Origin of the sequence: Citrobacter sp. Cf132 (assembly GCF_030333885.1) — a bacterium.
GTDB classification, from domain to species: Bacteria; Pseudomonadota; Gammaproteobacteria; order Enterobacterales; family Enterobacteriaceae; genus Citrobacter; species Citrobacter freundii.
In genome coordinates this window covers 630,799-657,705 of record NZ_JAOWFA010000071.1, presented here as the reverse complement: position 1 = coordinate 657,705, position 26,907 = coordinate 630,799, and the positions used below count along the sequence as shown (strand labels likewise).

Below are 26,907 nucleotides of genomic sequence, written 5' to 3'. Positions count from 1 at the left end.
TGTTATGTCGCGGGTGCAACCTGTTGTTGCACGCCGCGCTTCAGGCGACCATAGAGCAGCAGCGAGGACATCGCAGAAAACGACAGCAGTGCAGCCGGCAGCGTCACGTAGTTGTAGGTAAATCCCAGCGTCAACATCATGCCACCGCAGTACGCGCCAATCGCGCTGCCGAGATTGAAGGCAATTTGCCCGCCAGCCGCGCCCAGTAGTTCTCCCCCTTTAGCATTTTGCAGCAGCAAAATTTGCAACGGCGCCGACAGAGCAAACAGACCCGCGCAGCAAATGAAAGCGAAGGTCAGCGACGCGGCTTTGATGCCGCCAAAGGCAAAGAGCAGCAGCAGAGCCAGCACAATGACGAAGTCGGTTATTACCGCAATTCGCAGCGGCGTATAACGGCCTGACAGCCTACCGCTTAGCAGATTTCCCAACACCATTCCCAATCCCACCAGCATCATGATGAAGGTCATTAGCGCCTCGGAGAAGCCGGAGATATACATCATGTACGGTTTGACGTAGCTGAACCAGGCGAAAACCCCGGCGTTCCCAAACATGGTGGCGGAAAAAATGAACCACGGGGCGGGGCTTTTCAAAAAGTGAAATTGTTCGCGCAGTTTCCCTTTTGCCTCATCGCTAATGTTGGGGACCCAAAAAGCGACCGAGACTATTACGGCGATATTAAAGACGGCTATCAGCAGAAACGTGTAGCGCCAGCTAAATTCCTGGCTTAGCCAGGTGCCGACGGGAATGCCAACCAGATTGGCAACGGTCATCCCCGAAATCATGCCCGCGACGGCGGCAGTGACTTTTCCCGGACGGGCCAGCTTCGACAGGATAATCGCGCCCACGCCGAAAAATGCGCCATGAGGGAAGCCGGAAACCAGCCTGCCCACCGCCAGCATAAAATACGAGGAAGAGAGGGTGAAGATGGCGTTGCCAATCACGCACAGGGTGACCAGAAACAGCAAAATATGTTTGAGCGAAAAGCGATTGGAAAAGAGCGCAATAATGGGCGCGCCCAGCACTACGCCAAAGGCGTAAAACGAAATCATATGGCCAGCGGCAGGAATGGAAATTCCCACGTCTCGCGCCAGCTCAGTGAGGACACCCATGATGCCAAACTCGGCCATGCCCAGCCCAAATGTTCCGAGCGCTAAAGAGAAAATGACTTTTTTCATACCACCTGCCAACAAGAAAGACGCAGGATATGCGTCATAGCGACGAATGTTCGCCGCCAATAGCGATAGCTTGCGGATAAGTGAAGTGGAATGCCATTTCATATCCGTCCCTGAGTATGCAATATTGTGCTACCTAGCGTGCCGGATAGCGTTAGCGCTTATCCGGCCTGTGACACCACATCCGCTGGCCGATTACTCCACCGCAAACATTTTGTCGAGTTTGCTGTAGCCCAGACCGTTGATTTTTTTCACTTTGATCTGTACCGGAATGCGCTCTTTCATCGCTTCAACGTGGCTGATGACGCCAATGGTTTTACCGGTAGCGTTGAGCGCATCCAGCGCGTCCAGGGCGGTATCCAGCGTTTCGCTGTCCAGCGTGCCGAAACCTTCGTCGAGGAACAGGGAGTCAATCCGCGTTTTGTGGCTGACCAGATCAGATAATGCCAGCGCCAGCGCCAGACTCACGAGGAAGCTCTCGCCGCCGGAAAGCGTACGCGTATCACGTACGGCATCGGCCTGCCAGGTATCAACCACTTCCAGCTCTAACGCTTCGCTGGCCTTGCGCTGCAACAAATAGCGACCGTGCAGACGGGTTAACTGGTTGTTGGCAAGCCAGACGAGGTTATCCAGCGTCAGCCCCTGGGCAAATTTGCGGAACTTATCTCCCTCTTTCGAGCCGATCAGCGCATTCAAATACCCCCAGTCTTCGACCTGCTGCGCGACTTTTTCAATCTCCTGCATCAGCGCCTGCTGCTGCTGGCGGTTTTCAGCATCTTGTTTGAGCTGCTGGCGAATTTCGCCCTGACGAGTAGTATTATCGCGTAGCAGTTGGGTGAGCTGCGCCAGCGCGTCGTGCAGATGCTGCGCCGTCAGCGTGAGATCCACTTCTGTTGGTTGCTGCTGTTGATGAGCCGCCAGTGCCTGCTGGGCCTGATTAACCAGCGTTTGCGCCTGCTGTCGCTGGCCTTCCAGTGATTGCTTCAACTGCTCCAGGCGATTAAAGGTCTCTTCGTCCAGCAGGGCGGCAATAAAGGCGTCGCGATCGGCAAAGATGCTGGCCTTTAATACGGCATCAAACTGCGCCTGGATTTCCGCGGCGCGCTGAACGTCCTGCGCCTCCTGCTGTTGCAAGGTTTGCCACTGTCCCTGTAAAGAGAGGCAATCGTCGTGCACCTGACGCCAGTTTTCCAGCGACAAATCCTCAATGTTTTCAGAAAGCGCCTCGGTTTCAGGCAGCGTTTCCAGCAGCGGCGCAAGCTGGGCAATCCGGGCCTGTAACTCGGTCAGTTCATTCTGACGCTGTTGCCACATTCGTGCTTCGTTCGCCCGTTCGCTTAGCCATGAGGCGACGTCATCCTCAGGCGGAAGGGCCAGACCATAACGGGAAAGCTCGGCGGTTAGCGTCGCCTGGCGCTGGTCAATATGCAACTGGAGCTGGGTAATCTGCTCGGTATGCGCGGTGATTTGCGCCTGCAAGGTATGACGCAGGCTCAACTGGTGAAGCTGTTGTTCGTACTCTTCCTGAGCGGCCAGCCACGGGGCAATGTCATCCTGCGGTTGCAGCGTGACGTTGAGGCTGGCGGTGACGGTCAGCCATTCTTGAGTAAGTGCTTGCTCCTCCTGAGAAAGCGTCTGTGCTTCGCGTTCATCCCGCTGAAGTTGCTGGGTTATCGCCTCAAGCTGGCCGCGTAACGTTGAACCCTCATCGGCCAGTGTTTTGACCTCTTTTTCCAGTGACTCACGCCGCGTCTGATTCACGCTCAGTTCGAGCGTTTGATAGCGTTCAATCGCCGGATGTGCGGTGGAGCCGCATAGCGGGCAAGGCATGCCGGATTGCAACAATGCCCGTTGGCTTTCCAGATCTTTGATGCGGGCTTCTTGCTCGCAAATGACTCTCACATCAGTAAGTTGCTGATTTTTATCTTTATAGCGCTGACGTTTTTCGGCAAGCACCGCGTTGCGCTGGGTCAACTCTTGTTGACGCTGTACAAGCGTGGCGCGTAACTGTGCCAGTTGTTTTTGCTTTGGGGTGATTTGCCCGTGTAAATTGCTCAGCCGCTGGCGTAACGGACGAAGCTGCACATGTTGCGCTAGCGCATCCGTTACCTCCTGCGGCGAAAGGGTCAGCGCGGGAAGCGTTAGTGCATTGAGCTTACGCGTGTCGTTCTCTCGCAGCTGCTGCCATTGGCGTAGCTGGGTGCTGGCGTCGGACTGTTGAGCCAGCAGCGCTTTCCATCCTGCCAGTTCGCTACTCCATAAGCGGAAGCGATCATGCTCATTAAGCCAGTCGGTTAACGTCTGTTGTTCGGCTAGCATCAAGGTCGACTGCATTTGCGCCTGCTGACGAATACGCCCGCGCAGCGTTAAGCTGCTTTGTAAGCGAGCATTCACTTCCTGAATCTTCTGGCGCGTACGCTCGATAGTAGCCGTTTGTTCCTGAATTCGCTCCCAGTGCGGGCGTAACGCCCTGGCCGGCAGTGCCAGACTCAGTGCCGCCAACTGCGGCTGCGCGTCTTCTTGCGCCTGAAGCGCTGCCTGTAATGCCTGCTGGTGGCGGTTTATATCCGTTTGTAGCTCATTTTGCCGAATGAGCCAGTTGAGGTGCTGTTGCTGGGTTTGTAGGCTGGTAAGGTATTGTTTTTCTTCGTCAGTAAGTACCTGCAAACTTTCTGTCAGAGATTGCACCTGCTCTGGCGCTAACAGCGCCACGCCGCTGGCCTGGGCCTGCAGTTTTTCCAGCTCCGTACGCGCTGATTTGTGCTTTTCAAACACCATGGCGGAGATTTGACCGTAGATCTCAGTACCGGTTAACTCTTCGAGCAGCTCGGCGCGCTCTTTTGGTTTGGCATTGAGAAATGCGGCAAACTGGCCCTGAGAGAGCAGCATGGAACGGGTAAAACGACCGTAATCCAGCCCGGTAAGCTCGGCGGTCATCTCCAGCTTGTCTTTGACTTTATCGGCGAGGATTTTACCGTCGGCGCAGCGGGCCAGCTCTACGCGCGGGACTTGCAGGTTGCCCTCAGGCTGGTTGCGTGCCCGGTTCTGGCTCCAGAATGCGCGGTAGGCTTCGCCCCGCACCTCAAATTCCACCTCGGCCAGACACTCCGCTGTGTCGCGGGTCATCAGGTCGTTTTGCGACTGTGACACAGTATTCAGGCGCGGCGTTTCGTGGTACAGCGCAAGGCAAATTGCGTCCAGCAGGGTGGTTTTCCCCGCGCCTGTGGGCCCGGTGATAGCGAACAGCCCGTTGCTGGCAAAAGGTTCTGCCGTGAAATCGACTTTCCATTCTCCCTTCAGGGAGTTGAGATTTTTCAGGCGCAGGCTGAGAATTTTCATGCTTCAGCCTCCCCGGCAAGCGTCTGTACGGTTGCGCTAAACAGCTGATTAAGCCGCTCGCGCTGCGGTTCTTCGAGTTCTTCCAGCGCCAGGCGGCGGTCAAAAACCTCCGCCACGCTCAGCTCGCTTAATGTTTCACGATGTTCATTGGCCATAATGCGTTCGCGCTGTTCGCGACTGCGGCGCACCAATAACACCTCTACCGGTAAATCTTCGGTCAAGGCCTGGATTTTACGCTGCATATCATGCAGATAGTCATCGGTGGTAATTTCAATATCCAGCCACACAGGCGGCTCTTGCTGTACGTTGCGCCACTGCTCAAGCTGGGCGGTAATGGCGGCGAGATCGCCTTTCAGTACCGCAAGCGGCTGGGTGACCGGTACGGTGAGATTCTCGACGGCGTTGAGTTTCCCTGCTTCAAAGCTCACCAGATGCACGCATTTGTTTTTGCCGCACTCGTCAAAACTGAGAGCGATCGGCGAGCCGCAGTAGCGAATATGCTCCGTGCCACCGATAACCTGCGCCCGGTGAATATGGCCCAGCGCGATGTAGTCCGCCGGAGGGAAGTTTTGTGCTGGGAAGGCGTCCAGCGTACCGATATAAATGTCACGGACGGCGTCACTTTTACTGGCGCCGACGGTGGTCAAATGCCCGGTCGCGATGATGGGCAGATTCTGATCACCACGCAGCGTGCAGGCATCCTGATACTGCTGCTGGTAATAGTCGGTGATGGCTGACAGCAAATGTTGCTGTTTTTCTTGCCCGGTTAGCCCGGCCTGGCTGGTAATAATGTCGCGTGGACGTAAAAAAGGAACCGGGCACAGAATTGCCCCCGGTGTGCCGTCACGTTGCGACAGTACCTGCGGCGCATGGCCGGCGCTGGCAACGACCGTGGTGTTGAGAAACGCCAGTATATCGCGGGATTCGTTGAGTGTGGCGACGGAGTCGTGGTTGCCTGCCAGCACCACCAGATGACACCCGGTTTGCTGTAAATTAACGACAAAACGGTTATACAGCTCACGGGCGTAGCTTGGCGGTGAGCCGGTATCGAAAATATCACCCGCCACAATAATGGCATCCACCTGATGGGATTGTGCCGTTTCCAGCAGCCAGTCGAGAAAGGCCTGATGTTCAGCGGCGCGGCTCTTGCTGTAGAAATTTTGGCCCAGATGCCAGTCAGACGTGTGAAGGATGCGCATAAGAGTTCCATGACGATAAAACAGTGGTGGGGATTATAACCTTTCAAGGACGGTAATATCTTGTCTCCGGACTGTCATAATTCGCCGGGCTGCGTTAAACCTGGGCTATCTTTTCATAAATCTGTCATAAAACTGACGCATAATGGCACCGTATTGATGGCAAACGATTTAATTATAAACAGGGCAAATCATGGCGAGACGTATTCTGGTCGTAGAAGATGAAGCTCCAATTCGTGAAATGGTCTGCTTCGTGCTCGAGCAAAACGGTTTTCAACCCGTAGAAGCCGAAGACTATGACAGTGCTGTGAACCAACTCAATGAACCCTGGCCGGATCTCGTCCTGCTTGACTGGATGCTTCCCGGCGGCTCGGGTCTGCAATTTATTAAACATCTCAAGCGCGAAGCCATGACGCGGGATATCCCCGTGATGATGCTGACGGCGAGAGGTGAAGAGGAAGACCGCGTCCGGGGTCTGGAAACCGGTGCGGATGATTATATTACCAAGCCGTTTTCTCCCAAGGAGCTGGTGGCGCGTATTAAAGCGGTTCTGCGTCGTATTTCACCGATGGCGGTGGAAGAGGTTATTGAGATGCAGGGGCTAAGCCTTGATCCGACCTCGCATCGCGTGATGACCGGCGAGGATCCGCTGGATATGGGGCCGACTGAATTCAAACTGTTGCACTTCTTTATGACCCACCCTGAGCGCGTCTACAGCCGGGAACAACTCCTCAATCATGTCTGGGGAACCAATGTCTACGTGGAAGACCGGACAGTGGATGTGCATATCCGCCGCTTACGTAAAGCACTGGAGCACAGCGGACACGATCGAATGGTGCAGACAGTTCGCGGGACGGGATATCGTTTTTCGACCCGCTTCTGACTGACAAGAATCAGGGCCTGATGGATTAGGCCGTTTATGGAGTAAGACGTTTGCTAGAACGATTGTCATGGAAAAGGTTGGTACTGGAGCTGATCCTGTGCTGCATACCGGCATTTATCCTTAGCGCTTTTTTCGGTTACCTGCCCTGGTTTTTACTGGCGTCGGTAACGGGCCTGCTTATCTGGCATTTCTGGAATCTATTACGTTTGTCCTGGTGGCTATGGGTCGACAGAAGCATGACGCCGCCGCCGGGGCGAGGCAGTTGGGAACCGTTGTTATATGGGCTGCATCAAATGCAGCTGCGCAACAAAAAGCGCCGTCGAGAACTGGGTAACCTGATCAAACGTTTTCGCAGCGGGGCGGAATCACTACCCGACGCGGTGGTGTTGACCACCGAAGAAGGCGGTATCTTCTGGTGTAACGGACTGGCTCAGCAGGTTCTGGGACTGCGCTGGCCGGATGATAGCGGGCAAAATATTCTTAACCTGCTGCGATACCCGGAATTCACACAATATCTGAAAACGCGCGACTTTAGCCGGCCTATCAATCTGGTGCTCAATACCGGACGGCATCTGGAAATTCGCGTGATGCCCTACACGGATAAGCAACTGCTGATGGTGGCGCGCGACGTTACCCAGATGCACCAACTGGAAGGTTCACGGCGAAACTTTTTCGCCAACGCCAGCCATGAGCTGCGCACACCGCTGACGGTGCTGCAAGGTTATCTGGAAATGATGCAGGAGCATCCGCTGGAAGGGACAACGCGCGAAAAAGCGCTGCATACCATGCGCGAACAAACGTACCGTATGGAAGGCCTGGTGAAGCAGCTGCTGACGCTGTCAAAAATTGAAGCTGCTCCGACGTTGCAACTGAATGAGAAAGTCGATGTGCCCATGATGCTGCGCGTGATCGAGCACGAAGCGCAAACCCTGAGCCAGCATAAACATACGTTTACCTTTGATGTCGATAACAGCCTGAACGTGCGGGGCAACGAGGAGCAGTTGCGTAGCGCTATCTCGAATCTCGTGTACAACGCGGTGAACCACACACCAGCGGGAACGCACATTACCGTACGCTGGCAGCATGTGGTCTCGGGGGCGGAATTTTGTGTGGAAGACAACGGTCCAGGCATTGCCGCCGAGCATATTCCACGTTTGACCGAGCGTTTTTATCGGGTAGATAAGGCGCGATCGCGGCAAACGGGCGGTAGCGGGTTGGGCCTTGCCATCGTGAAACATGCGCTGCATCATCACGACAGCCGTTTGAATATCGAAAGCGAACCAGGCAAAGGGACGCGATTTAGTTTCGTGATCCCGGAACGTTTGATTGCCAAAAGTAACGGTTAAAGCACATTCGTAAGATTATCTTTCCAAAAGCCAGCACAAGCTGGCTTTTTCTATGCGGTCAATATATGACTCCTGAATTTTACGACGTTTGATTGTTTTTTGTTCGAACTATTACCCATACCTTTTTCCATGAAATGGTGTTTTGTGCTAACCCCATTTTTCATATCGCTATATTGTTCTGGTTTTTGGATCCCACCTTGCTTTAAAACGTTATAAGCGTTTAAATTGCGCTCCAGGTGCTGTCATACCGACTGCATTTACGCGGTAAATCGAAAAACTATTCTTCGCCGCGCCAGGTCGGGAGTGTTTCCCGCTGGAATTGAGCAAAAATGCCGCTGTATTGTCCCCCAGGGAAAGGCAAAAATTTACTATTTTCAACACCACATCCACAGGCAGTAAGACTTTATGACCCATCAGTTAAAATCGCGCGATATTATCGCTTTGGGATTTATGACATTTGCACTGTTCGTTGGTGCAGGAAACATCATCTTCCCCCCAATGGTTGGTTTGCAGGCAGGTGAACACGTCTGGACTGCGGCTTTTGGCTTTTTGATTACCGCCGTTGGCCTGCCGGTACTTACCGTTGTCGCGCTGGCGAAAGTCGGTGGTGGTGTGGACCGACTGAGCACACCTATCGGTAAAGTTGCTGGTCTGCTACTGGCGACTGTTTGCTATCTGGCCGTTGGGCCGTTATTTGCTACCCCGCGTACCGCGACGGTCTCTTTCGAAGTCGGGATTGCACCGCTGACCGGTGACTCTGCGCTGCCGCTGTTTATCTATAGCGTTATCTATTTCGCGATTGTGATTCTGGTTTCGCTGTATCCGGGCAAACTGCTGGATACGGTGGGTAATTTCCTGGCGCCGCTGAAAATCCTGGCGCTGGTTGTTCTGTCTGTCGCCGCAATCGTCTGGCCAGCAGGCCCGATCAGTAATGCGATGGAAGCCTACCAAACTGCGGCATTTTCTAATGGTTTCGTGAACGGGTATCTGACCATGGATACGCTGGGCGCGATGGTGTTTGGTATTGTTATCGTTAACGCCGCTCGCTCGCGTGGTGTTACTGAAGCACGTCTGCTGACCCGTTACACCGTTTGGGCGGGTTTAATGGCGGGTGTGGGCTTAACGCTGCTGTATCTCGCGCTGTTCCGTCTGGGTTCAGATAGCGCGATTCTGGTCGATCAGTCTGCTAACGGCGCGGCGATTCTGCATGCGTATGTTCAGCACACCTTTGGCGGTGCAGGAAGCTTCCTGCTGGCGGCGCTGATTTTCATCGCCTGTCTGGTCACCGCGGTTGGCTTGACCTGTGCGTGCGCAGAGTTCTTTGCCCAGTACGTTCCACTGTCTTATCGTACGCTGGTATTTATCCTCGGCGGCTTCTCGATGGTGGTTTCTAACCTGGGTCTGAGCCATCTGATTCAGATCTCTATTCCGGTGCTGACGGCTATCTATCCGCCATGTATCGCACTGGTTGTATTAAGCTTTACCCGCTCATGGTGGCATAATTCTTCCCGCGTCATTGCACCTGCGATGTTTATCAGCCTGATTTTTGGTATCCTTGATGGCATTAAAGCTTCTGCAATTGGCGACGTGTTACCGGCCTGGACCCAGCGTTTACCGCTGGCGGAGCAGGGGCTGGCGTGGTTGATGCCAACAGTCGTGATGGTGGTCCTGGCAGTTATCTGGGATCGCGCCGCGGGTCGACAAGTGACCTCCAGCGCACACTAATATCACTGACAATAAGTTTTAACCACGGGGCTATTAACATGGCCCCGTGGTTTTTTTATTGTGTTAACAGGTTAGGAATCGATGGAAAGTAATAACAAGCTAAAGCGTGGGCTGAGCACCCGGCACATCCGCTTTATGGCATTAGGTTCAGCAATTGGTACCGGGCTGTTCTATGGCTCTGCCGATGCCATCAAAATGGCGGGGCCAAGCGTGTTGCTGGCCTATATTATCGGCGGCGTAGCGGCGTATATTATTATGCGCGCGCTGGGCGAAATGTCTGTTCATAACCCTGCAGCCAGCTCCTTCTCGCGCTATGCGCAGGAAAACCTCGGACCGCTGGCAGGCTATATCACCGGCTGGACCTATTGTTTTGAAATCCTGATTGTCGCCATTGCCGATGTGACTGCCTTTGGTATTTACATGGGCGTCTGGTTCCCGGCCGTACCGCACTGGATTTGGGTACTCAGCGTAGTGCTGATTATCTGCGCCATCAACCTGATGAGCGTGAAGGTGTTTGGCGAGCTGGAGTTCTGGTTCTCGTTCTTTAAAGTCGCCACCATTATCATCATGATTGTCGCCGGTTTCGGTATCATCATTTGGGGGATTGGCAACGGCGGGCAACCGACCGGTATCCATAACTTATGGAGCAACGGTGGCTTCTTCAGCAACGGCTGGCTCGGCATGGTGATGTCGTTGCAAATGGTGATGTTCGCTTACGGCGGGATTGAGATTATCGGGATTACCGCAGGCGAAGCCAAAGACCCGGAAAAATCTATTCCGCGCGCTATCAATTCCGTACCAATGCGTATCCTGGTGTTTTATGTGGGGACGTTGTTCGTCATTATGTCTATCTACCCGTGGAACCAGGTGGGTACCGACGGTAGCCCGTTCGTTATGACGTTCCAGCATATGGGCATTACCTTTGCTGCCGGGATCCTCAACTTTGTGGTTCTGACTGCGTCGCTGTCGGCAATTAACTCTGACGTCTTCGGTGTGGGACGTATGCTACACGGCATGGCGGAACAGGGCAGTGCCCCAAAAATGTTTGCCAAGACGTCGCGTCGTGGCGTGCCGTGGGTTACGGTGATGGTGATGACCATCGCGCTGTTGTTTGCGGTTTATCTTAACTACATCATGCCGGAAAACGTCTTCCTGGTGATCGCCTCTTTGGCAACGTTCGCCACGGTTTGGGTGTGGATTATGATCCTGCTGTCGCAGATTGCTTTCCGTCGTCGTCTGCCGCCAGAAGAGGTCAAAGCGCTGAAATTTAAAGTACCGGGTGGGGTAACGACGACCGTTGTTGGCCTGATTTTCCTGGTCTTTATCATCGCGCTTATCGGCTATCATCCGGATACCCGCATTTCGCTGTACGTCGGCTTTGCGTGGATTGTCCTGCTGCTGGTCGGCTGGGGATTCAAGCGCCGTCGCGAGCGCCAACTGGCTGAAGCACAGTAATATTTTTGCCGGGTAGCTTTGCGTTACCCGGCAATTTTCTCCTCCCCCGAACTCCTCCCCCAATAAACGTTAAGATGATGAGTGATCCTGCACTTCGCTATGGCAAGGTGACGTCATTATCATCAAAGGGGATACGTGATGTTGAACGCCTGGCACCTTCCGGTTGCCCCATTTGTTAAGCAAAACAAAGATCAACTGACGATTACATTATGGCTGGCGGGGGAAAATCCACCCCAGCGGGTGACGCTGCGCGCAGAAAACGATAACGAAGAGATTTCGCTAGCTATGCACAAGCAGCGCAGCCAGCCGCAGCCGGGTGTGACCGCGTGGCGAGCGGCGATCGATCTCTCCAGCGGGCAGCCTCGTCGACGCTATAGCTTTAAATTACTTTGGCTCGATCGTCAGTTGTGGTTCACCCCACAGGGATTCAGCCGTTTTCCGCCTGCGCGTCTGGAGCAGTTTGCCGTCGATGTGCCGGATAACGGTCCGCAGTGGGTCGCTGACCAGGTCTTTTACCAAATTTTCCCGGACCGTTTTGCCCGCAGCCAGTCGCGTGAAGCGGGCCAGGATAACGTCTATTACCATCACGCGGCCGGGCACGACATCGTGCGGCGCGAATGGGACGAACCGCTTACGGCTCAGGCCGGTGGCTCCACGTTCTATGGCGGTGATTTAGACGGCATCAGCGAAAAGCTACCGTACCTGAAAACGTTAGGTGTCACGGCGCTGTACCTGAATCCTGTGTTTACCGCGCCGAGCGTGCATAAATACGATACCGAAGATTATCGTCATGTTGATCCGCAATTTGGCGGCGACACTGCGCTGCTGCGCCTGCGGCACAACACCGAACAGCAGGGCATGCGCTTGATTCTGGACGGTGTTTTTAACCATAGCGGCGATTCGCACGCCTGGTTTGACCGGCATAGTAGGGGAACGGATGGGGCGTGCCATAACCCAGAATCCCCCTGGCGTGACTGGTATCATTTCTCAGTTGACGGCGTTGCGCTCGACTGGCTGGGATATTCCAGCCTGCCCAAGCTGGACTTCTCTTCGGAAAGCCTGGTAAATGAAATTTATCGCGGCGAAGACAGTATCGTCCGTCACTGGCTGAAAGCGCCGTGGAGTATGGACGGCTGGCGTCTTGATGTGGTGCACATGCTGGGAGAGGCAGGAGGCGCGCGTAACAACCTACAACACGTGGCCGGCATTACGCAGGCGGCTAAAGAAACCCAGCCAGAGGCGTATGTGGTGGGTGAACATTTTGGCGATGCGCGCCAGTGGTTGCAGGCCGACGCAGAAGATGCCGCCATGAACTATCGCGGCTTTACTTTCCCTCTCTGGGGATTCCTCGCCAATACCGATATCTCATATGATCCGCAATTCATTGACGCCCAGACCTGTATGGCGTGGATGGATAACTACCGCGCGGGGTTGTCGCATCAGCAGCAATTGCGCATGTTTAACCAGCTCGACAGCCACGATACCGCTCGCTTTAAGTCTCTGCTCGGTAAAGACGTCGCACGTTTACCGCTGGCGGTGGTGTGGCTATTTACCTGGCCTGGCGTGCCCTGTATTTACTACGGCGATGAAGTGGGGCTGGATGGCAACAACGATCCGTTTTGTCGCAAACCTTTCCCATGGCAGCCTGAAAAACAGGACGCTAACCTGCTGGCGTTGTACCAGCGGCTGGCAAAATTACGCCACCAGAGCCAGGCGCTACGCCACGGTGGTTGTCAGGTGATTTACGCCGAGGATAACATGGTGGTGTTTGTACGGGTGCTAAACCGCCAGCGCGTGTTAGTGGCGATTAACCGTGGCCAGGCTTGTGAAGTGGTCCTGCCAGACTCGCCATTACTGAGCGTGAGTCATTGGCAGCAAAAAGAGGGCAAAGGTGTGCTTGCCGACGATATCCTGACGTTGCCGGCGATTTCCGCCTCGGTATGGTCAGGTCATTGATATAAGTGCGCAATCGCCGGGCTTGCCAGCAGCGCGTCTCGCCACCAGCGCTGCGCCAGCCCATCACGGTTATTGCGCCATGCCATATAGGCCACGTCTTTTTGGCGAAATGAGATAACCGTTTTTTCCACCAGCTCGCCCGTAGCAAGCCACGGGCTGGCAATATGGCGGGGGAGAAATCCGCAGCCCATGCCGGCTCGCAGTAGCATCACTTTACTGTGGAAGTCATCGACACGGATCTGCGCCTGCTCCTCCATCAGATTGGTTTGTAACGGATGGCAGAAGCGGGCGCTGTCGCTGATAACAATCGCCCGATGCAGGCACAACTGCTCGTTGGTCAGGCCATCAGGTGCTGCGGCCAGCGGATGCTCAGGTGCCACGACAAATACATTGTCCAATGTACCGAGCATTTTGTAGGACCAGGCCGCTGACGTTGGTGGTTCATTAATCGCCCCCAGAATAATATCTGCTCCATTATGGGTCAGCTCCTCCCAGGAACCCGCCAGCGTATGATGGGTAAAACTGAGGCGGGTTTGCTTATTCAGCGCGTGAAATTCATCGATAATGGGTAACAGCGAGGCGAAAGGAAAGGAGTCGTCCAGCGCAATCGCCAGCTCTTTTTCCCAGCCTGAACTCAGCTGTACCGCCTGTTTTTCGAGATCTTTTGCCGCACTTAGCAATAAACGTCCCTTTTCCAGCATCATCTGTCCGGTGTCGGTAAATTTAGCCCGGTGTCCGGAACGGTCAAGCAACTCGATATTCAGATCGCTTTCCAGCTTTTGAATCATATAGCTGAGTGCCGCAGGCGTTTTAAACAGCGATTCGGCCGCCGCGGCAAATGAACCCTGTTTGTCGAGTGCGTCGAGAATAAGCAAAACATCCAGATTAATGCGCATAAGCAGAAAAGATCCTGAAAATTAAACCCTTCTGTTGTACCGAATGAAGAAAAACAATGCCAGTGAATAAATTAGATGAATCATGCGCATTTTTTTGATGTTGTTTAGGATATATCTCAACACAGAATTAATAGTTTCATAGGATGGTAAGTTTTCTTTAATAACTCGTTAGAAATTTCCCGCTATACTCAACAAGCTTTCTGATTCAGGATCCTGCTGCTGACGGCAGATACAGACCGTTGCCTTTTAACTTATTGATTAAGAAGGTGTGATATGTCTATTCGGGAACTGATTGACCCTCAAAACTCTACGCTTATTTTTATTGATCATCAGCCGCAAATGTCATTTGGTGTAGCGAATATCGATCGCCAGACTTTAAAAAATAATACCGTGGCATTAGCGAAAGCCGGGAAAATATTCAATGTTCCGGTGATTTATACTTCTGTTGAAACGAAAAGTTTTAGCGGATATATCTGGCCAGAATTGTTAGCGGTTCATCCTGATGTAAAACCCATTGAATGCACCTCGATGAACTCCTGGGAAGATGCGGCGTTTGTGAAGGCCGTGGAAGCGACTGGGCGTAAAAAACTGATTATCTCCGCGCTGTGGACCGAAGTCTGCCTGACTTTCCCGGCACTGATGGCGCTGGAAGCGGGTTATGAAGTATATGTGGTGACCGACACTTCCGGCGGCACGTCCGTGGATGCCCATGAGCGTTCTATCGACCGCATGGTACAGGCTGGTGCCGTACCCGTAACCTGGCAACAGGTTCTTCTTGAGTACCAGCGCGACTGGTCTCGCAAAGAAACCTACGACGCCGTCATGGATCTGGTACGCGAGCACAGCGGCGCCTACGGTATGGGCGTGGATTATGCCTATACCATGGTGCATGGCGCGCCAGAACGTAAAGCCTAAATACACGTCATCCTTCATGTTGCATCTTTGTTGGCTTCGCTTGCGTACCCCAGTCACTTACTTATGAAAGCTCCCGGGGATCCACAACCTTGCCGCCTCGATGCACCATGAATGATTTTGTGTATTGCTTTCCTGGCCTAAGCGGCCTGTTTCCTCTCAACAAGGAACCCTTCATGGCGCAGAACAAACATGTGACGTTGGTGATTACCCACACCCTGCTGCCTGAGCAGGCGCAGCGGTATGAGCAATGGCTGGGGAAAATTATGCCGGTGGCGGCCGAGTTTCCCGGTCATCTCGGGGCGAACGTGATTCGCCCTGCGGATGGCGACAACCTGTGGAATATCATTATTCGCTTCGACACGCTTGAGCATCTGTATAACTGGACCCAGTCTGATACGCGCCGCGTGCTAGTGGAAGAGATCGTCCCACTGCTGGCGGAAGGTGATAAAACCGAAATTCGTACCGAAGCGGCATTCTGGTTTACGCCGCCAGCGCCCCATGTACGCCAGCCCAAACGCTGGAAACAGTTTCTGATAACCCTGCTGGTGATATTTCCTAGCACCAATCTGGTGCCGTGGTTGACCGGCATTGTGCTGCCTGCAATGAAGGGCTCGTTACTCCTGCATCTCATCAATGATGCCTGTGTGGTTGCGCTGGTGGTCTGGTTCTGGATGCCCATCGTAACCCGTCTGTTTGCCGGATGGCTGAAAAAAGCCTGACCGGTATCTCAGGAGATTGTTATGTCTCAAACTGCCACACTGATTCTGACTCACGGAAAAATTCATACTCTCGATAGGCAACGCCCGCAGGTCGAGGCGGTGGCGATTGCCAACGGAAAGATCCTGGCGACCGGTAGCCACGAGCGGGTAATGAGCTTTGCTGCCGAAGGGACGCAGGTTGTCGATCTGCAAGGACATACGGTGATCCCGGGTCTGAACGATTCTCACCTGCACCTTATTCGTGGTGGACTGAATTACAACCTGGAATTACGTTGGGAAGGCGTGCCGTCGCTGGCGGACGCCCTACGTATGCTCAAAGACCAGGCGGACAGAACGCCGTCGCCGCAATGGGTACGCGTGGTGGGCGGCTGGAGCGAATTCCAGTTTGCCGAACGTCGCATGCCAACCCTGGAAGAACTGAATGAAGCTGCTCCGGATACCCCGGTTTTTGTTCTGCATCTCTACGACCGGGCTTTGCTGAACCGCGCTGCGCTGAAAGCCGTCGGCTACACCAAAGCGACACCGGATCCGGCGGGCGGTGAGATTGTGCGTGATAGCAACGGCAACCCGACCGGGATGTTGATCGCTAAACCAAACGCCATGATCCTTTATTCGACGCTGGCAAAAGGACCCAAACTGCCGCTGGAAATGCAGGTTAACTCGACCCGCCAGTTTATGCGTGAACTGAACCGTCTGGGACTTACCAGTGCCATCGATGCGGGCGGCGGCTTCCAGAACTATCCGGAAGATTACGAGATCATTGAGCAGTTACACGCCAACAAGCAGATGACTGTGCGTATTGCCTACAACCTGTTTACCCAGCGTCCAAAACAGGAACTGGAAGACTTTGAACGTTGGACCGATATGCTCAAACCGGGGCAGGGAACCGACTTCTACCGCGCCAATGGGGCCGGGGAAATGCTGGTCTTTTCGGCAGCGGATTTTGAAGATTTTCTCCAGCCGCGCCCGGACCTGCCGGAGGGTATGGAAGATGAGCTGGAGCGCGTGGTGCGACACCTGGTGGAGCACCGCTGGCCGTTCCGCCTGCACGCCACCTACGATGAATCTATCAGCCGCATGTTGGACGTGTTTGAGAAGGTGAATCGTGATATCCCGTTCAATGGCCTGCACTGGTTCTTCGATCATGCCGAAACCATTACTGAACGGAATATCGAGCGCGTTAAAGCGCTGGGCGGCGGGATTGCTGTTCAGCACCGAATGGCGTTCCAGGGCGAATATTTTGTCGATCGTTATGGCAAAGATGCGGTCAAACACACGCCGCCGGTGGCGAAAATGCTGGCGGCTGAAGTTCCGGTAGGGCTGGGGACTGACGCCACCCGTGTGGCTAGCTACAACCCGTGGACCGCGCTCTATTGGCTGGTTTCGGGCCGCACCGTTGGCGGTATGGCGATGTACGATGATAACAACCGCTTGCCGCGCGACGTGGCGCTGGAACTGTGGACCGCTGGCAGCGCCTGGTTCTCCAGCGAGCAGGGTAAGAAAGGGCGAATCGAGAAAGATCAACTGGCCGACCTGGTGGTGCTGTCTAAAGATTACTTCAACGTGGCGGAAGAAGAGATCAAAGGCATTGAGTCAGTGATGACCATTGTCGATGGCAAAGTCGTGTATGCGGCAGGGCATTTCACCCCGCTGGCACCACCAGCCATCCCGGTTGTGCCGGACTGGTCGCCGGTGGTGAAGGTGCCGGGGCACTATCGCTCAGCGCCGCCTGCTGCGGCAAAAATTGGCGCAATGGTGCAGATGCATCAGTGCTGTGGTAGCTGTGGCGTACACGGTCATCAGCATGATATTGCGCGTCAATCAGGCATTCCGGTGTCAGATGACCGGGCTTTCTGGGGGGCGCTTGGCTGTTCCTGCTTCGCGTTTTAATTGTGGTTTGGATAAGCGTATTGTCGTGGGTGATACTTACAGAGAGTGACGCAATCGCCTACCTGACCTACGAACAATAAAAAAGGCCCGCACTAGCGGGCCTTTTGTCGATTCATGCCAATTACAGGCTGGAAACGTTCTCGGTCAGGTATTTTGCTACGCCGTCCGGAGACGCGTTCATACCTTCTTTACCCTTTTCCCACTGTGCCGGGCATACGTCGCCGTGCTCTTCGTGGAACTGCAGCGCGTCAACCATGCGCAGCATTTCGTCGATGTTACGACCCAGCGGCAGATCGTTAACCACCTGGTGGCGAACAACGCCGTTAGCGTCGATCAGGAAAGAACCGCGCAGAGCAACGCCAGCTTCCGGGTGCTCGATGCCGTAGGCTTTCTGGATTTCGCGTTTAATGTCAGCAACCATTGCGTATTTCACTGCACCGATGCCGCCTTTGTCGACAGGGGTGTTACGCCATGCGTTGTGGACAAATTCAGAGTCGAAGGAAACGCCAACAACTTCAACGCCGCGCTTCTGGAATTCTTCGTAACGTTTGTCGAATGCGATCAGTTCAGACGGGCAAACGAAGGTGAAGTCCATCGGCCAGAAGAACAGAACGGTAGTTTTACCGTTGGTATGCTGTTTGAAGTTGAAGTTTTCAACGATCTCACCGCTACCCAGTACCGCAGCTGCTGTGAAATCCGGAGCCTGACGAGTTACCAGTACCATATAATTCTCCTGCAATGTTAAGGGGTTTTTGGAACGCAACGCGGGCCAGTATAGAGAGTGTTCGTGAATAAGACAAAGAGGCGCTGGCAATCAATGAGACAGGTTTTGTCTATCAATCTTTTGCCGGATGACGGCTACGGCTTATCCGGCGGGGAATGCGGGTTGCAATCAAAGGGTTTTACGCCGCGCCTGGTCCATCATTTGCGGATAAAACTGCCAGAATCGTTCTTCTAACGCATCGTAATGCGTATTGAGGTCATACCATGAGTCGCGTAGGGCATCGAGCCGTGGACGGCGGCTGGCCATGCCGTTCAGGACGTTCTGGATAAAATCCATGTCCCGGTAGCGCTCAAGCCATTTCTCTGACCATATATAGTTATTCAGATTGATAAAGCGTGGCGGCGATTCCGGCAAAATAGTGGTTACCTGGGTACGGGCATAGCGCACAAAGTCCGTCAGCGGTAAGTCAGGGGAGATCTCCGACCAGTGGCGCGACAGAAAATGATCCCACATGACATCCAGCGTAATCGGCGCGACGCGGCGCGTTTCGCTACGAAACCATTCTTTGGCTTCACGCACCTGCGGCAGGTTATCTGTCATCACGTCGATACGACGATGCATGAAGATGCCTTCTACCACATCAGGCGAGTAGTGCGTTTCCGGATTACCCCGGACAAAATCGGCCAGCAGATTGCCGGAAAGCGAACTGTCGGCAAGGTGAGCGAGATGCAAATGTGCAAGAAAATTCATAGTTAAATGTTTATCCAGAGGGGTAAAGGTTGCAGGGAGAACGCCCCGGCACTAGACTACCCGCCTCTTATTTTAGTCTGAGTCAGTGTCATGCGCGTTACCGATTTCACCTTTGAACTACCCGAATCCCTGATTGCCCACTATCCGCAAGCTGAGCGCAGTAGCTGTCGCTTGCTGTCTTTGGACGGGCCGACGGGCGCGCTGACGCACGGTACTTTCACCGATTTGCTCGATAAGCTCAACCCTGGCGATTTGCTGGTCTTTAACAACACCCGCGTCATTCCTGCGCGTCTGTTTGGTCGTAAAGCCAGCGGCGGTAAAATTGAAGTGCTGGTCGAGCGTATGCTGGATGACAAACGTATTCTGGCGCATATTCGTGCCTCGAAAGCGCCGAAACCGGGCGCCGAGCTGCTGCTGGGCGATGACGAAAGCATTAAAGCAACGATGGTGGCGCGCCATGACGCGCTGTTTGAAGTTGAGTTTAACGACGAACGCAGCGTGCTGGATATCCTCAACGCGATTGGCCATATGCCGTTGCCGCCGTATATCGACCGTCCGGATGAAGACGCCGACCGCGAGCTGTACCAGACCGTGTACAGCGAAAAACCGGGTGCCGTCGCTGCGCCGACCGCGGGTCTGCATTTTGACGATCCGCTGCTGGCTAAACTGCGCGATAAAGGCATTGAAATGGCGTTTGTCACCCTGCACGTTGGAGCGGGCACTTTCCAGCCGGTGCGCGTAGACACTATTGAAGACCACATTATGCACTCCGAATATGCGGAAGTGCCGCAGGATGTGGTGGACGCGGTGCTGGCGGCGAAAGCGCGCGGTAACCGCGTGATTGCGGTGGGCACCACCTCCGTACGTTCACTGGAAAGTGCGGCGCAGGCGGCCAAAAACGATCTAATCGAGCCGTTCTTCGGCGATACACAAATCTTTATTTATCCAGGCTATAAATATCAGGTGATTGATGCTCTGGTCACCAACTTCCACCTGCCGGAATCGACATTGATTATGCTGGTTTCCGCATTTGCTGGTTATAAAAACACCATGCACGCCTATCATGAAGCGGTAAAAGCGGAATATCGCTTTTTTAGTTACGGGGATGCGATGTTTATCACGTACAATCCGCAGGCTATTTCTGAGCGTGTCGGGGAATAAGTTTCCGGCATGAGTGTTTAAAACGTCGGACTGTTTTTCTGACGCAGGAGTGAAGATGAAATTTGAACTGGATACCACAGACGGTCGCGCTCGCCGCGGCCGCCTGGTTTTTGATCGTGGCGTAGTAGAAACGCCTGCTTTTATGCCGGTCGGTACTTACGGCACAGTAAAAGGCATGACGCCGGAAGAAGTTGAAGCGACCGGCGCACAGATCATCCTCGGCAACACTTTCCACCTGTGGCTGCGCCCGGGGCAGGAAATCATGAAACTGCACGGCGATCTGCACGATTTTATGCAGTGGAAAGGGCCGATCCTCACCGATTCCGGCGGCTTCCAGGTGTTCAGCCTGGGCGATATCCGGAAGATAACCGAACAAGGCGTGCATTTCCGTAACCCGATCAACGGCGATCCGATTTTCCTCGATCCCGAGAAGTCGATGGAGATTCAATACGATCTCGGTTCCGATATCGTGATGATCTTCGACGAATGTACACCGTATCCGGCCGACTGGGACTATGCTAAACGCTCGATGGAGATGTCTCTGCGTTGGGCGAAGCGCAGCCGTGACCGTTTTGATAGCCTCGGCAACAAAAATGCGCTTTTTGGCATCATTCAGGGCAGTGTTTACGAAGATTTACGTGATATCTCCGTCAAAGGTCTGGTAGATATCGGCTTTGATGGCTACGCTGTCGGCGGTTTGGCTGTCGGTGAGCCGAAGGAAGATATGCACCGCATTCTGGAACATGTTTGCCCGCAGATTCCGGCAGATAAACCGCGTTACCTGATGGGCGTCGGTAAACCAGAAGATCTGGTTGAAGGCGTGCGTCGCGGTATCGATATGTTTGACTGTGTGATGCCAACGCGAAATGCCCGTAATGGTCATTTGTTTGTGACTGACGGCGTGGTAAAAATTCGTAACGCGAAACATAAAAGCGACACCAGTCCGCTCGATGCTGAGTGTGATTGCTACACCTGTCGCAATTATTCGCGCGCTTACTTGCATCATCTCGACCGTTGCAACGAAATATTGGGCGCGCGTCTCAACACGATTCATAACCTTCGCTACTACCAGCGTTTGATGGCGGGTTTACGCAAGGCTATTGAAGAGGGTAAATTAGAGAGCTTCGTGACCGATTTTTACCAACGTCAGGGTAGACCAGTTCCACCTGTGAACGTTGATTAATTTTAATAATGAGGGAATTTGAATGAGCTTTTTTATTTCTGATGCGGTAGCGGCAACAGGTGCTCCGGCGCAGGGCAGCCCGATGTCTCTGATTCTGATGCTGGTGGTGTTTGGTCTGATTTTCTACTTCATGATCCTGCGCCCGCAGCAAAAGCGTACCAAAGAACACAAAAATCTGATGAACTCCATTGCTAAAGGCGATGAAGTGCTGACTAACGGTGGTCTGGTGGGTCGCGTGACCAAAGTAGCAGAATCTGGCTACATCGCTATCGCGCTGAACGACACCACCGAAGTGGTTATTAAACGTGATTTCGTAGCTGCCGTTCTGCCGAAAGGCACCATGAAGGCGCTGTAATTTATTGTTTTCCCAAAGGGAACTGCCGTGTTAAACCGTTATCCTTTGTGGAAGTATGTCATGCTGATCGTCGTGATTGTCGTCGGTCTGCTCTATGCGCTTCCCAACCTGTATGGTGAGGATCCGGCTGTTCAAATCACTGGCGTGCGCGGTGCCGCCGCCAGTGAGCAAACGCTGATCCAGGTCCAGAAAACGTTACAAGAAGATAAAATCACACCTAAGTCTGTGGCTCTGGAAGAGGGTGCTATTCTCGCGCGCTTCGACTCCACTGATACCCAACTGCGCGCACGTGAAGTATTAATGGGCGTACTGGGCGATCAGTACGTCGTGGCGCTTAACCTTGCTCCGGCAACCCCGCGCTGGCTGGCTGCCATTCATGCAGAACCGATGAAACTCGGCCTTGACCTGCGTGGCGGTGTTCACTTCCTGATGGAAGTGGATATGGATACCGCGCTGAGTAAGTTGCAGGAACAAAATATTGATAGCCTGCGCAGCGATCTGCGTGAAAAAGGCATTCCTTATACTACCGTTCGCAAAGAAGATAACTACGGTCTGAGCATCACTTTCCGTGATAGCAGCGCCCGTGATGAAGCTATCTCTTACTTGAGCAAACGTCACCAGGATCTGGTTATTTCCAGCCAGGGCAGCAATGCACTGCGTGCTGTAATGACCGATGCGCGCCTGAGCGAAGCCCGTGAGTACGCGGTACAGCAGAACATCAACATTCTGCGTAATCGTGTTAACCAACTGGGTGTTGCTGAGCCGGTGGTACAACGTCAAGGTGCTGACCGCATCGTGGTCGAACTGCCGGGTATTCAGGATACCGCGCGTGCGAAAGAAATTCTGGGCGCAACCGCGACGCTGGAGTTCCGTCTGGTAAACACCAACGTTGACCAGTCCGCTGCAGCATCGGGTCGTGTTCCGGGTGATTCGGAAGTGAAACAGTCTCGTGAAGGTCAGCCTGTTGTGCTGTACAAGCGCGTGATCCTGACCGGTGACCATATCACCGATTCCACTTCCAGCCAGGACGAATATAATCAGCCGCAGGTTAACATCTCGCTGGATAGCGCGGGTGGTAACATCATGTCCAACTTCACCAAGGACAACATCGGTAAGCCGATGGCGACCCTGTTCGTGGAGTACAAAGACAGCGGTAAGAAAGATGCTAACGGTCGTGCAGTACTGGTGAAACAGGAAGAGGTGATTAACATTGCCAATATCCAGTCTCGCCTGGGTAACAGCTTCCGTATCACCGGTATCAACAACCCGAACGAAGCGCGTCAGCTTTCTCTGCTGTTACGTGCCGGTGCGTTGATTGCGCCGATTCAGATTGTGGAAGAACGTACCATCGGCCCAACCCTGGGTATGCAGAACATTAAACAGGGTCTGGAAGCGTGTCTGGCCGGTCTGGTGGTGTCTATCCTGTTCATGATCTTCTTCTATAAGAAGTTCGGTCTGATTGCGACCAGTGCGCTGATTGCTAACTTGGTATTGATTGTCGGTATTATGTCGTTGCTGCCGGGCGCTACGCTAAGTATGCCGGGGATTGCGGGGATTGTCTTAACCCTTGCCGTCGCGGTCGATGCGAACGTACTGATCAACGAACGTATCAAAGAAGAGTTGAGTAACGGGCGTTCGGTGCAGCAGGCCATCAACGAAGGTTATGCGGGCGCATTTAGCTCCATCTTTGATGCGAACATTACGACGCTGATCAAGGTCATCATCCTGTACGCAGTTGGCACCGGGGCAATTAAAGGGTTCGCGATTACTACCGGTATTGGTGTGGCGACGTCGATGTTTACCGCGATTGTCGGTACACGTGCCATCGTAAACCTGTTGTATGGCGGCAAGCGCGTCAAAAAGCTGTCAATCTGAGGAGTGCGAAGTGGCACAGGAATATACTGTTGAACAATTAAACCACGGCCGTAAAGTCTGGGACTTTATGCGCTGGGACTACTGGGCTTTCGGCATTTCAGGTTTCCTGCTGATTGCGGCCATCGTGGTGATGGGCGTACGCGGGTTTAACTGGGGTCTCGATTTCACCGGTGGTACGGTTATTGAAATCACGCTGGAAAAACCGGCCGATATGGACGTGATGCGCGATGCACTGGAGAAAGCGGGCTTCGTTGATCCGCTTCTGCAGAACTTCGGCAGCAGCCACGACATTATGGTACGTATGCCGCCAACTGAAGGTGCAGACGGCGGTCAGGTGCTGGGCAGCAAAGTGTTGAGTGTGATTAACGAATCCACCAACCAAAACGCCGCGGTGAAGCGAATTGAATTCGTGGGTCCGAGCGTGGGGGCTGATCTGGCGCAAACCGGTGCGATGGCGCTAATGGCGGCGCTGATCTCCATCCTGGTGTACGTCGGTTTCCGCTTTGAGTGGCGACTGGCGGCGGGGGTGGTTATCGCTCTGGCGCACGACGTGATTATCACACTTGGGATCCTGTCGTTGTTCCATATCGAGATTGACCTGACTATCGTCGCATCACTGATGTCGGTAATCGGTTACTCGCTGAACGATAGTATCGTTGTATCTGACCGTATTCGTGAAAACTTCCGCAAAATTCGTCGCGGTACGCCTTACGAAATCTTTAACGTGTCACTGACTCAAACGCTGCACCGTACGTTGATTACGTCCGGTACAACGTTGATGGTTATTCTGATGCTGTTCCTGTTCGGTGGTCCGGTACTGGAAGGCTTCTCGCTGACGATGCTGATCGGTGTTTCCATCGGTACCGCATCTTCTATCTACGTGGCATCGGCGCTGGCGCTGAAGCTGGGTATGAAGCGTGAGCACATGCTGCAGCAGAAGGTCGAGAAAGAAGGGGCGGATCAACCGTCGATTCTTCCTTAACCATTAAGAGTGAAGATACTGGAATCCCGATCGTAAGGTCGGGATTTTTTTTTGCCTGTGAATTAGCGACAGGCAATTATCTTTTCCTGTCGCCACACTACTGACAGTATGCTGTCAGTAGCCCTGTCTTATAGTCCTTCTGAGATTACCCACACAGGCAGGAGGAAGTATGAGCAACGTAATTAATTGGTTTGAAATCCCTGTAGCACAAATGGATCGCGCCATCGCTTTTTATGAACCAGTGATGCAGGTTTCTTTGCGTCGGGAAAATATGGACTGCGCTGAGCTGGCCGTATTTCCGCATCAGGATCCCGCTCCCGGCGGGGCGCTGGCTAAATTTGACGGTATTACTCCTTCAGCGCAGGGCGCTATTATTTATCTGCATACGGACGATTTGGCGGCAACGCTTGAACGCGTCGCCACTGCTGGCGGTCAGTGTGTGTTTGGCCCACTCGAACTGGGGCAGGACATTGGTACGATTGCTCTATTTACTGACAGCGAAGGCAATCGTGTTGGTTTACATCAACCCGCGTAATATTTTCAGCACTGAGGATTAAAATGAGCAGACGCGCCGACCGCTTGTTTCAGATTGTACAAATCCTGCGTGGCAGGCGAGTGACAACGGCGGCGCTGCTGGCAGAACGTCTTGAAGTTTCTGAACGGACGATTTATCGCGATATCCGCGATCTCTCTTTATCCGGCGTGCCCATTGAAGGCGAAGTGGGCAGTGGATACCGCTTAATGGCGGGGTTTGATTTGCCGCCGTTGATGTTAACCCAGCACGAATCAGAAGCGTTGATGGTAGCGATTCGGTTGCTGAAAACATGGGGCGGGGATTCACTCTCACAGGCGCTGGAATCAGCACAGGAAAAAGTGTTGGCGATATTGCCGCCAGAGAGTCGGCGCAGAGCTGAGCAAACGCGGATTTTCGCGCCAGATTTTGGTAATCAGCCGCATTCACGCAGTGCGTTCGATCTCATACATCGCGCGGTTTCAGCTCAGCAGGTGTTGGCGCTGCATTATCGCGATGAGTCCGGGAACCTCTCGTGGCGCGACGTTCAGCCGCTGGGATTATTTTTCTGGGGCGAGCACTGGCTGCTGGTTGGCTGGTGCGAGAAGCGTGATGATTATCGTTGTTTTCGCGTTGATCGATGTCTGAAGATCACGCCACTCGACAGGCACTTTCGCGAATCTGCGGATCGTTCGCTAAGTGACTTTTTACGTAAAGTACGCTGTGAAGACCAGCCATAAAAAAGCCAGCGGTTAAGCTGGCTTGTTTGCGATAAATTGTCTGGATTAGAAGTTGTAACCTACGACCAGGTAACCACCCCAACCGGTAGATTTCGCGCTGAAGTCGCCTTCGCCCCAGTTCAGAGTATCCCCACCTTTCCACTGACCGCCGTTATGGAAGTAACGCGCTACGACAGAGTAGTGCCAGTGATCGTAGTTCAGCGCCAGGACGTGGCTGGAAGCGATAGAGTTGCTGGTGCGGTTCGGGTCATCACCCAAATCTGAGCCCCAGTCGAAGTTGGTGAAGCCGATGTAGGTCAGCTGGCCGCCCCAAACCTGGGTGATCGGCACAAAGTATTTCACTTTGAAACGGTAGCCATCCCACTCGTTTTCGTTGGATGCGCCATAGTTCTGCCACTGGTATTTAGCATAGACGTTCAGGGACAAACCCATCGGCAGACCGGTATCGATATCGGTACCCAGACCCATATACCAGGTGCTCTGGCGGCTGGCTTTGTTATCACCCATGTCGTAGATGTAGTTGTTGGCGAAATACCATTCTTTGAACGGACCAAAGCTCAGGTCAGCACCGGTCAGTTTATCGATGGAGAAACGCGGTTCGATTTCCATAAACAACGGGGAACCGTCAGACCAGATACCTTTATCGTTGCCGTTACCCCAGTCGAAGGTTTTCGGAATATCGATGTAGCCATAGAAATCAAACCAGTCTTTTTTGGCAAATGCTTCGTATTCCAGATACACGTCGTTGTTCAGTTTCGGAGAGAAACGGGTGTGATAGCTACCCACCACGTTAACGCTCTGGTGCCACCAGTCGGACAGATATTGCGGTTTGTCATTTTCTGCTGCGTTGGCAGTAAAAGACGAGGAGAGCGCCAGCACTGCACCGGCTGCAAGTAATGTTTTTTTCATATGTATGCCACTGTTTGAAATCCCTTTCGGGAGTGAAAAATGCGCAATTTGCGTTTCTAAATATTTCGTAATTCTTCGGAGCCTATTATAAAAATCATTGTTCACAAAAATATGTCTTGTTTCACAGTTCTATCATTTACGTAATCGATTGCGTTCACGTTTGCGTACTTTAGGCGGCGAATTGTACTGGCTCTCATGAATGTTGCCAAGTTTTACCAGAAATAT

General features: G+C 53.4%; 22 protein-coding genes. 15 read left to right on the top strand and 7 right to left on the bottom strand.

Going from position 1 to position 26,907, the window contains the following annotated elements; all coding sequences use genetic code 11:
* Positions 1–2: 2 nt before the first annotated feature.
* From araJ to sbcD, 3 genes are all read right to left on the bottom strand, one after another.
* Positions 3–1,175: an MFS transporter AraJ gene (gene araJ, locus OGV85_RS23675; protein ID WP_032950792.1), complete on the bottom strand. Its 1,173-nt coding sequence runs from the start codon at positions 1,173–1,175 to the stop codon at positions 3–5.
* A 192-nt stretch (positions 1,176–1,367) separates the two neighbouring features.
* A complete protein-coding gene (gene sbcC / locus OGV85_RS23670; protein WP_061547919.1) occupies positions 1,368–4,511 on the bottom strand; it encodes an exonuclease subunit SbcC in 3,144 nt (1,047 codons plus the stop codon).
* A complete protein-coding gene (gene sbcD / locus OGV85_RS23665) occupies positions 4,508–5,710 on the bottom strand; it encodes an exonuclease subunit SbcD (protein ID WP_061547920.1) in 1,203 nt (400 codons plus the stop codon). Before sbcD ends, sbcC begins: the two co-directional genes overlap by 4 nt.
* Positions 5,711–5,900: 190 nt before the next feature.
* Between sbcD and phoB the strand changes: the two genes are divergently transcribed.
* From phoB to malZ, 5 genes are all read left to right on the top strand, one after another.
* Positions 5,901–6,590: a phosphate response regulator transcription factor PhoB gene (phoB, locus tag OGV85_RS23660; protein ID WP_003021496.1), complete on the top strand. Its 690-nt coding sequence runs from the start codon at positions 5,901–5,903 to the stop codon at positions 6,588–6,590.
* 50 nt (positions 6,591–6,640) lie between these two features.
* A complete protein-coding gene (gene phoR / locus OGV85_RS23655; protein WP_003021498.1) occupies positions 6,641–7,936 on the top strand; it encodes a phosphate regulon sensor histidine kinase PhoR in 1,296 nt (431 codons plus the stop codon).
* A 405-nt stretch (positions 7,937–8,341) separates the two neighbouring features.
* Positions 8,342–9,661, top strand: a complete 1,320-nt coding sequence (gene brnQ / locus OGV85_RS23650; RefSeq protein ID WP_003021501.1) for a branched-chain amino acid transporter carrier protein BrnQ — start codon at positions 8,342–8,344, stop codon at positions 9,659–9,661.
* Positions 9,662–9,742: 81 nt separating this feature from the next.
* Positions 9,743–11,116 carry a proline-specific permease ProY gene (proY, locus tag OGV85_RS23645; RefSeq protein WP_003021504.1) on the top strand — a complete coding sequence of 458 codons (1,374 nt, stop codon included), beginning with the start codon at positions 9,743–9,745 and terminating at the stop codon, positions 11,114–11,116.
* A 138-nt stretch (positions 11,117–11,254) separates the two neighbouring features.
* Positions 11,255–13,072 (top strand): maltodextrin glucosidase, encoded by a 1,818-nt coding sequence (gene malZ / locus OGV85_RS23640; RefSeq protein ID WP_061547921.1) that lies wholly within the window; start codon positions 11,255–11,257, stop codon positions 13,070–13,072.
* Here malZ and OGV85_RS23635 read toward each other — a convergent pair.
* Positions 13,066–13,968 (bottom strand): LysR family transcriptional regulator, encoded by a 903-nt coding sequence (locus OGV85_RS23635; protein WP_003835993.1) that lies wholly within the window; start codon positions 13,966–13,968, stop codon positions 13,066–13,068. The two genes, malZ and OGV85_RS23635, sit on opposite strands and share 7 nt — an antisense overlap.
* 273 nt (positions 13,969–14,241) lie before the next feature.
* On the opposite strand from OGV85_RS23635, the gene OGV85_RS23630 reads away from it, so the two are divergent.
* From OGV85_RS23630 to OGV85_RS23620, 3 genes are all read left to right on the top strand, one after another.
* A complete protein-coding gene (locus OGV85_RS23630) occupies positions 14,242–14,883 on the top strand; it encodes a hydrolase (RefSeq protein ID WP_286554084.1) in 642 nt (213 codons plus the stop codon).
* 173 nt (positions 14,884–15,056) lie between these two features.
* Positions 15,057–15,602, top strand: coding sequence for an antibiotic biosynthesis monooxygenase (locus OGV85_RS23625; protein ID WP_003021516.1), 546 nt, complete (start codon positions 15,057–15,059; stop codon positions 15,600–15,602).
* Positions 15,603–15,623: 21 nt separating this feature from the next.
* The gene (locus OGV85_RS23620; protein WP_003021520.1) at positions 15,624–17,492 is read left to right on the top strand and encodes an amidohydrolase; all 1,869 of its coding nucleotides are present in this window, start codon (positions 15,624–15,626) and stop codon (positions 17,490–17,492) included.
* 121 nt (positions 17,493–17,613) lie between these two features.
* Here OGV85_RS23620 and OGV85_RS23615 read toward each other — a convergent pair whose 3' ends face one another.
* Both OGV85_RS23615 and acpH read right to left on the bottom strand, forming a co-directional pair.
* The gene (locus OGV85_RS23615) at positions 17,614–18,216 is read right to left on the bottom strand and encodes a peroxiredoxin (RefSeq protein WP_003021524.1); all 603 of its coding nucleotides are present in this window, start codon (positions 18,214–18,216) and stop codon (positions 17,614–17,616) included.
* Between the two features lie 168 nt (positions 18,217–18,384).
* Entirely contained in the window at positions 18,385–18,966 is a 582-nt protein-coding gene (gene acpH / locus OGV85_RS23610) for an ACP phosphodiesterase (protein ID WP_003021527.1), read from the bottom strand.
* A gap of 90 nt (positions 18,967–19,056) precedes the next feature.
* On the opposite strand from acpH, the gene queA reads away from it, so the two are divergent.
* The 7 genes from queA (at position 19,057) to OGV85_RS23575 (ending at position 25,773) form a co-directional block, all read left to right on the top strand.
* Positions 19,057–20,127: a tRNA preQ1(34) S-adenosylmethionine ribosyltransferase-isomerase QueA gene (gene queA / locus OGV85_RS23605; RefSeq protein WP_003021529.1), complete on the top strand. Its 1,071-nt coding sequence runs from the start codon at positions 19,057–19,059 to the stop codon at positions 20,125–20,127.
* 55 nt (positions 20,128–20,182) lie between these two features.
* Positions 20,183–21,310, top strand: coding sequence for a tRNA guanosine(34) transglycosylase Tgt (tgt, locus tag OGV85_RS23600; RefSeq protein ID WP_003021535.1), 1,128 nt, complete (start codon positions 20,183–20,185; stop codon positions 21,308–21,310).
* 22 nt (positions 21,311–21,332) lie between these two features.
* Positions 21,333–21,665, top strand: a complete 333-nt coding sequence (gene yajC, locus OGV85_RS23595) for a preprotein translocase subunit YajC (RefSeq protein ID WP_003021544.1) — start codon at positions 21,333–21,335, stop codon at positions 21,663–21,665.
* 27 nt (positions 21,666–21,692) lie between these two features.
* Complete coding sequence (gene secD, locus OGV85_RS23590) at positions 21,693–23,540, top strand: protein translocase subunit SecD (RefSeq protein WP_003021547.1); 1,848 nt, start codon at positions 21,693–21,695, stop codon at positions 23,538–23,540.
* Positions 23,541–23,550: 10 nt separating this feature from the next.
* Entirely contained in the window at positions 23,551–24,522 is a 972-nt protein-coding gene (secF, locus tag OGV85_RS23585) for a protein translocase subunit SecF (RefSeq protein WP_003021550.1), read from the top strand.
* Positions 24,523–24,691: 169 nt separating this feature from the next.
* Positions 24,692–25,057: a VOC family protein gene (locus OGV85_RS23580; protein ID WP_003021554.1), complete on the top strand. Its 366-nt coding sequence runs from the start codon at positions 24,692–24,694 to the stop codon at positions 25,055–25,057.
* 23 nt (positions 25,058–25,080) lie between these two features.
* Positions 25,081–25,773, top strand: coding sequence for a helix-turn-helix transcriptional regulator (locus tag OGV85_RS23575; protein ID WP_003021558.1), 693 nt, complete (start codon positions 25,081–25,083; stop codon positions 25,771–25,773).
* A gap of 45 nt (positions 25,774–25,818) precedes the next feature.
* Here OGV85_RS23575 and OGV85_RS23570 read toward each other — a convergent pair whose 3' ends face one another.
* Entirely contained in the window at positions 25,819–26,682 is an 864-nt protein-coding gene (locus OGV85_RS23570) for a nucleoside-specific channel-forming protein Tsx (RefSeq protein WP_003021561.1), read from the bottom strand.
* Positions 26,683–26,907: the final 225 nt, after the last annotated feature.

Coding starts and splice junctions, on each gene's coding strand:
- araJ (WP_032950792.1), bottom strand. CDS start 1,175: ATGAAAAAAGTCATTTTCTCTTTAGCGCTCGGAACATTTGGGCTGGGC.
- sbcC (WP_061547919.1), bottom strand. CDS start 4,511: ATGAAAATTCTCAGCCTGCGCCTGAAAAATCTCAACTCCCTGAAGGGA.
- sbcD (WP_061547920.1), bottom strand. CDS start 5,710: ATGCGCATCCTTCACACGTCTGACTGGCATCTGGGCCAAAATTTCTAC.
- phoB (WP_003021496.1), top strand. CDS start 5,901: ATGGCGAGACGTATTCTGGTCGTAGAAGATGAAGCTCCAATTCGTGAA.
- brnQ (WP_003021501.1), top strand. CDS start 8,342: ATGACCCATCAGTTAAAATCGCGCGATATTATCGCTTTGGGATTTATG.
- proY (WP_003021504.1), top strand. CDS start 9,743: ATGGAAAGTAATAACAAGCTAAAGCGTGGGCTGAGCACCCGGCACATC.
- malZ (WP_061547921.1), top strand. CDS start 11,255: ATGTTGAACGCCTGGCACCTTCCGGTTGCCCCATTTGTTAAGCAAAAC.
- OGV85_RS23635 (WP_003835993.1), bottom strand. CDS start 13,968: ATGCGCATTAATCTGGATGTTTTGCTTATTCTCGACGCACTCGACAAA.
- OGV85_RS23630 (WP_286554084.1), top strand. CDS start 14,242: ATGTCTATTCGGGAACTGATTGACCCTCAAAACTCTACGCTTATTTTT.
- OGV85_RS23625 (WP_003021516.1), top strand. CDS start 15,057: ATGGCGCAGAACAAACATGTGACGTTGGTGATTACCCACACCCTGCTG.
- OGV85_RS23620 (WP_003021520.1), top strand. CDS start 15,624: ATGTCTCAAACTGCCACACTGATTCTGACTCACGGAAAAATTCATACT.
- OGV85_RS23615 (WP_003021524.1), bottom strand. CDS start 18,216: ATGGTACTGGTAACTCGTCAGGCTCCGGATTTCACAGCAGCTGCGGTA.
- acpH (WP_003021527.1), bottom strand. CDS start 18,966: ATGAATTTTCTTGCACATTTGCATCTCGCTCACCTTGCCGACAGTTCG.
- queA (WP_003021529.1), top strand. CDS start 19,057: ATGCGCGTTACCGATTTCACCTTTGAACTACCCGAATCCCTGATTGCC.
- tgt (WP_003021535.1), top strand. CDS start 20,183: ATGAAATTTGAACTGGATACCACAGACGGTCGCGCTCGCCGCGGCCGC.
- yajC (WP_003021544.1), top strand. CDS start 21,333: ATGAGCTTTTTTATTTCTGATGCGGTAGCGGCAACAGGTGCTCCGGCG.
- OGV85_RS23580 (WP_003021554.1), top strand. CDS start 24,692: ATGAGCAACGTAATTAATTGGTTTGAAATCCCTGTAGCACAAATGGAT.
- OGV85_RS23575 (WP_003021558.1), top strand. CDS start 25,081: ATGAGCAGACGCGCCGACCGCTTGTTTCAGATTGTACAAATCCTGCGT.
- OGV85_RS23570 (WP_003021561.1), bottom strand. CDS start 26,682: ATGAAAAAAACATTACTTGCAGCCGGTGCAGTGCTGGCGCTCTCCTCG.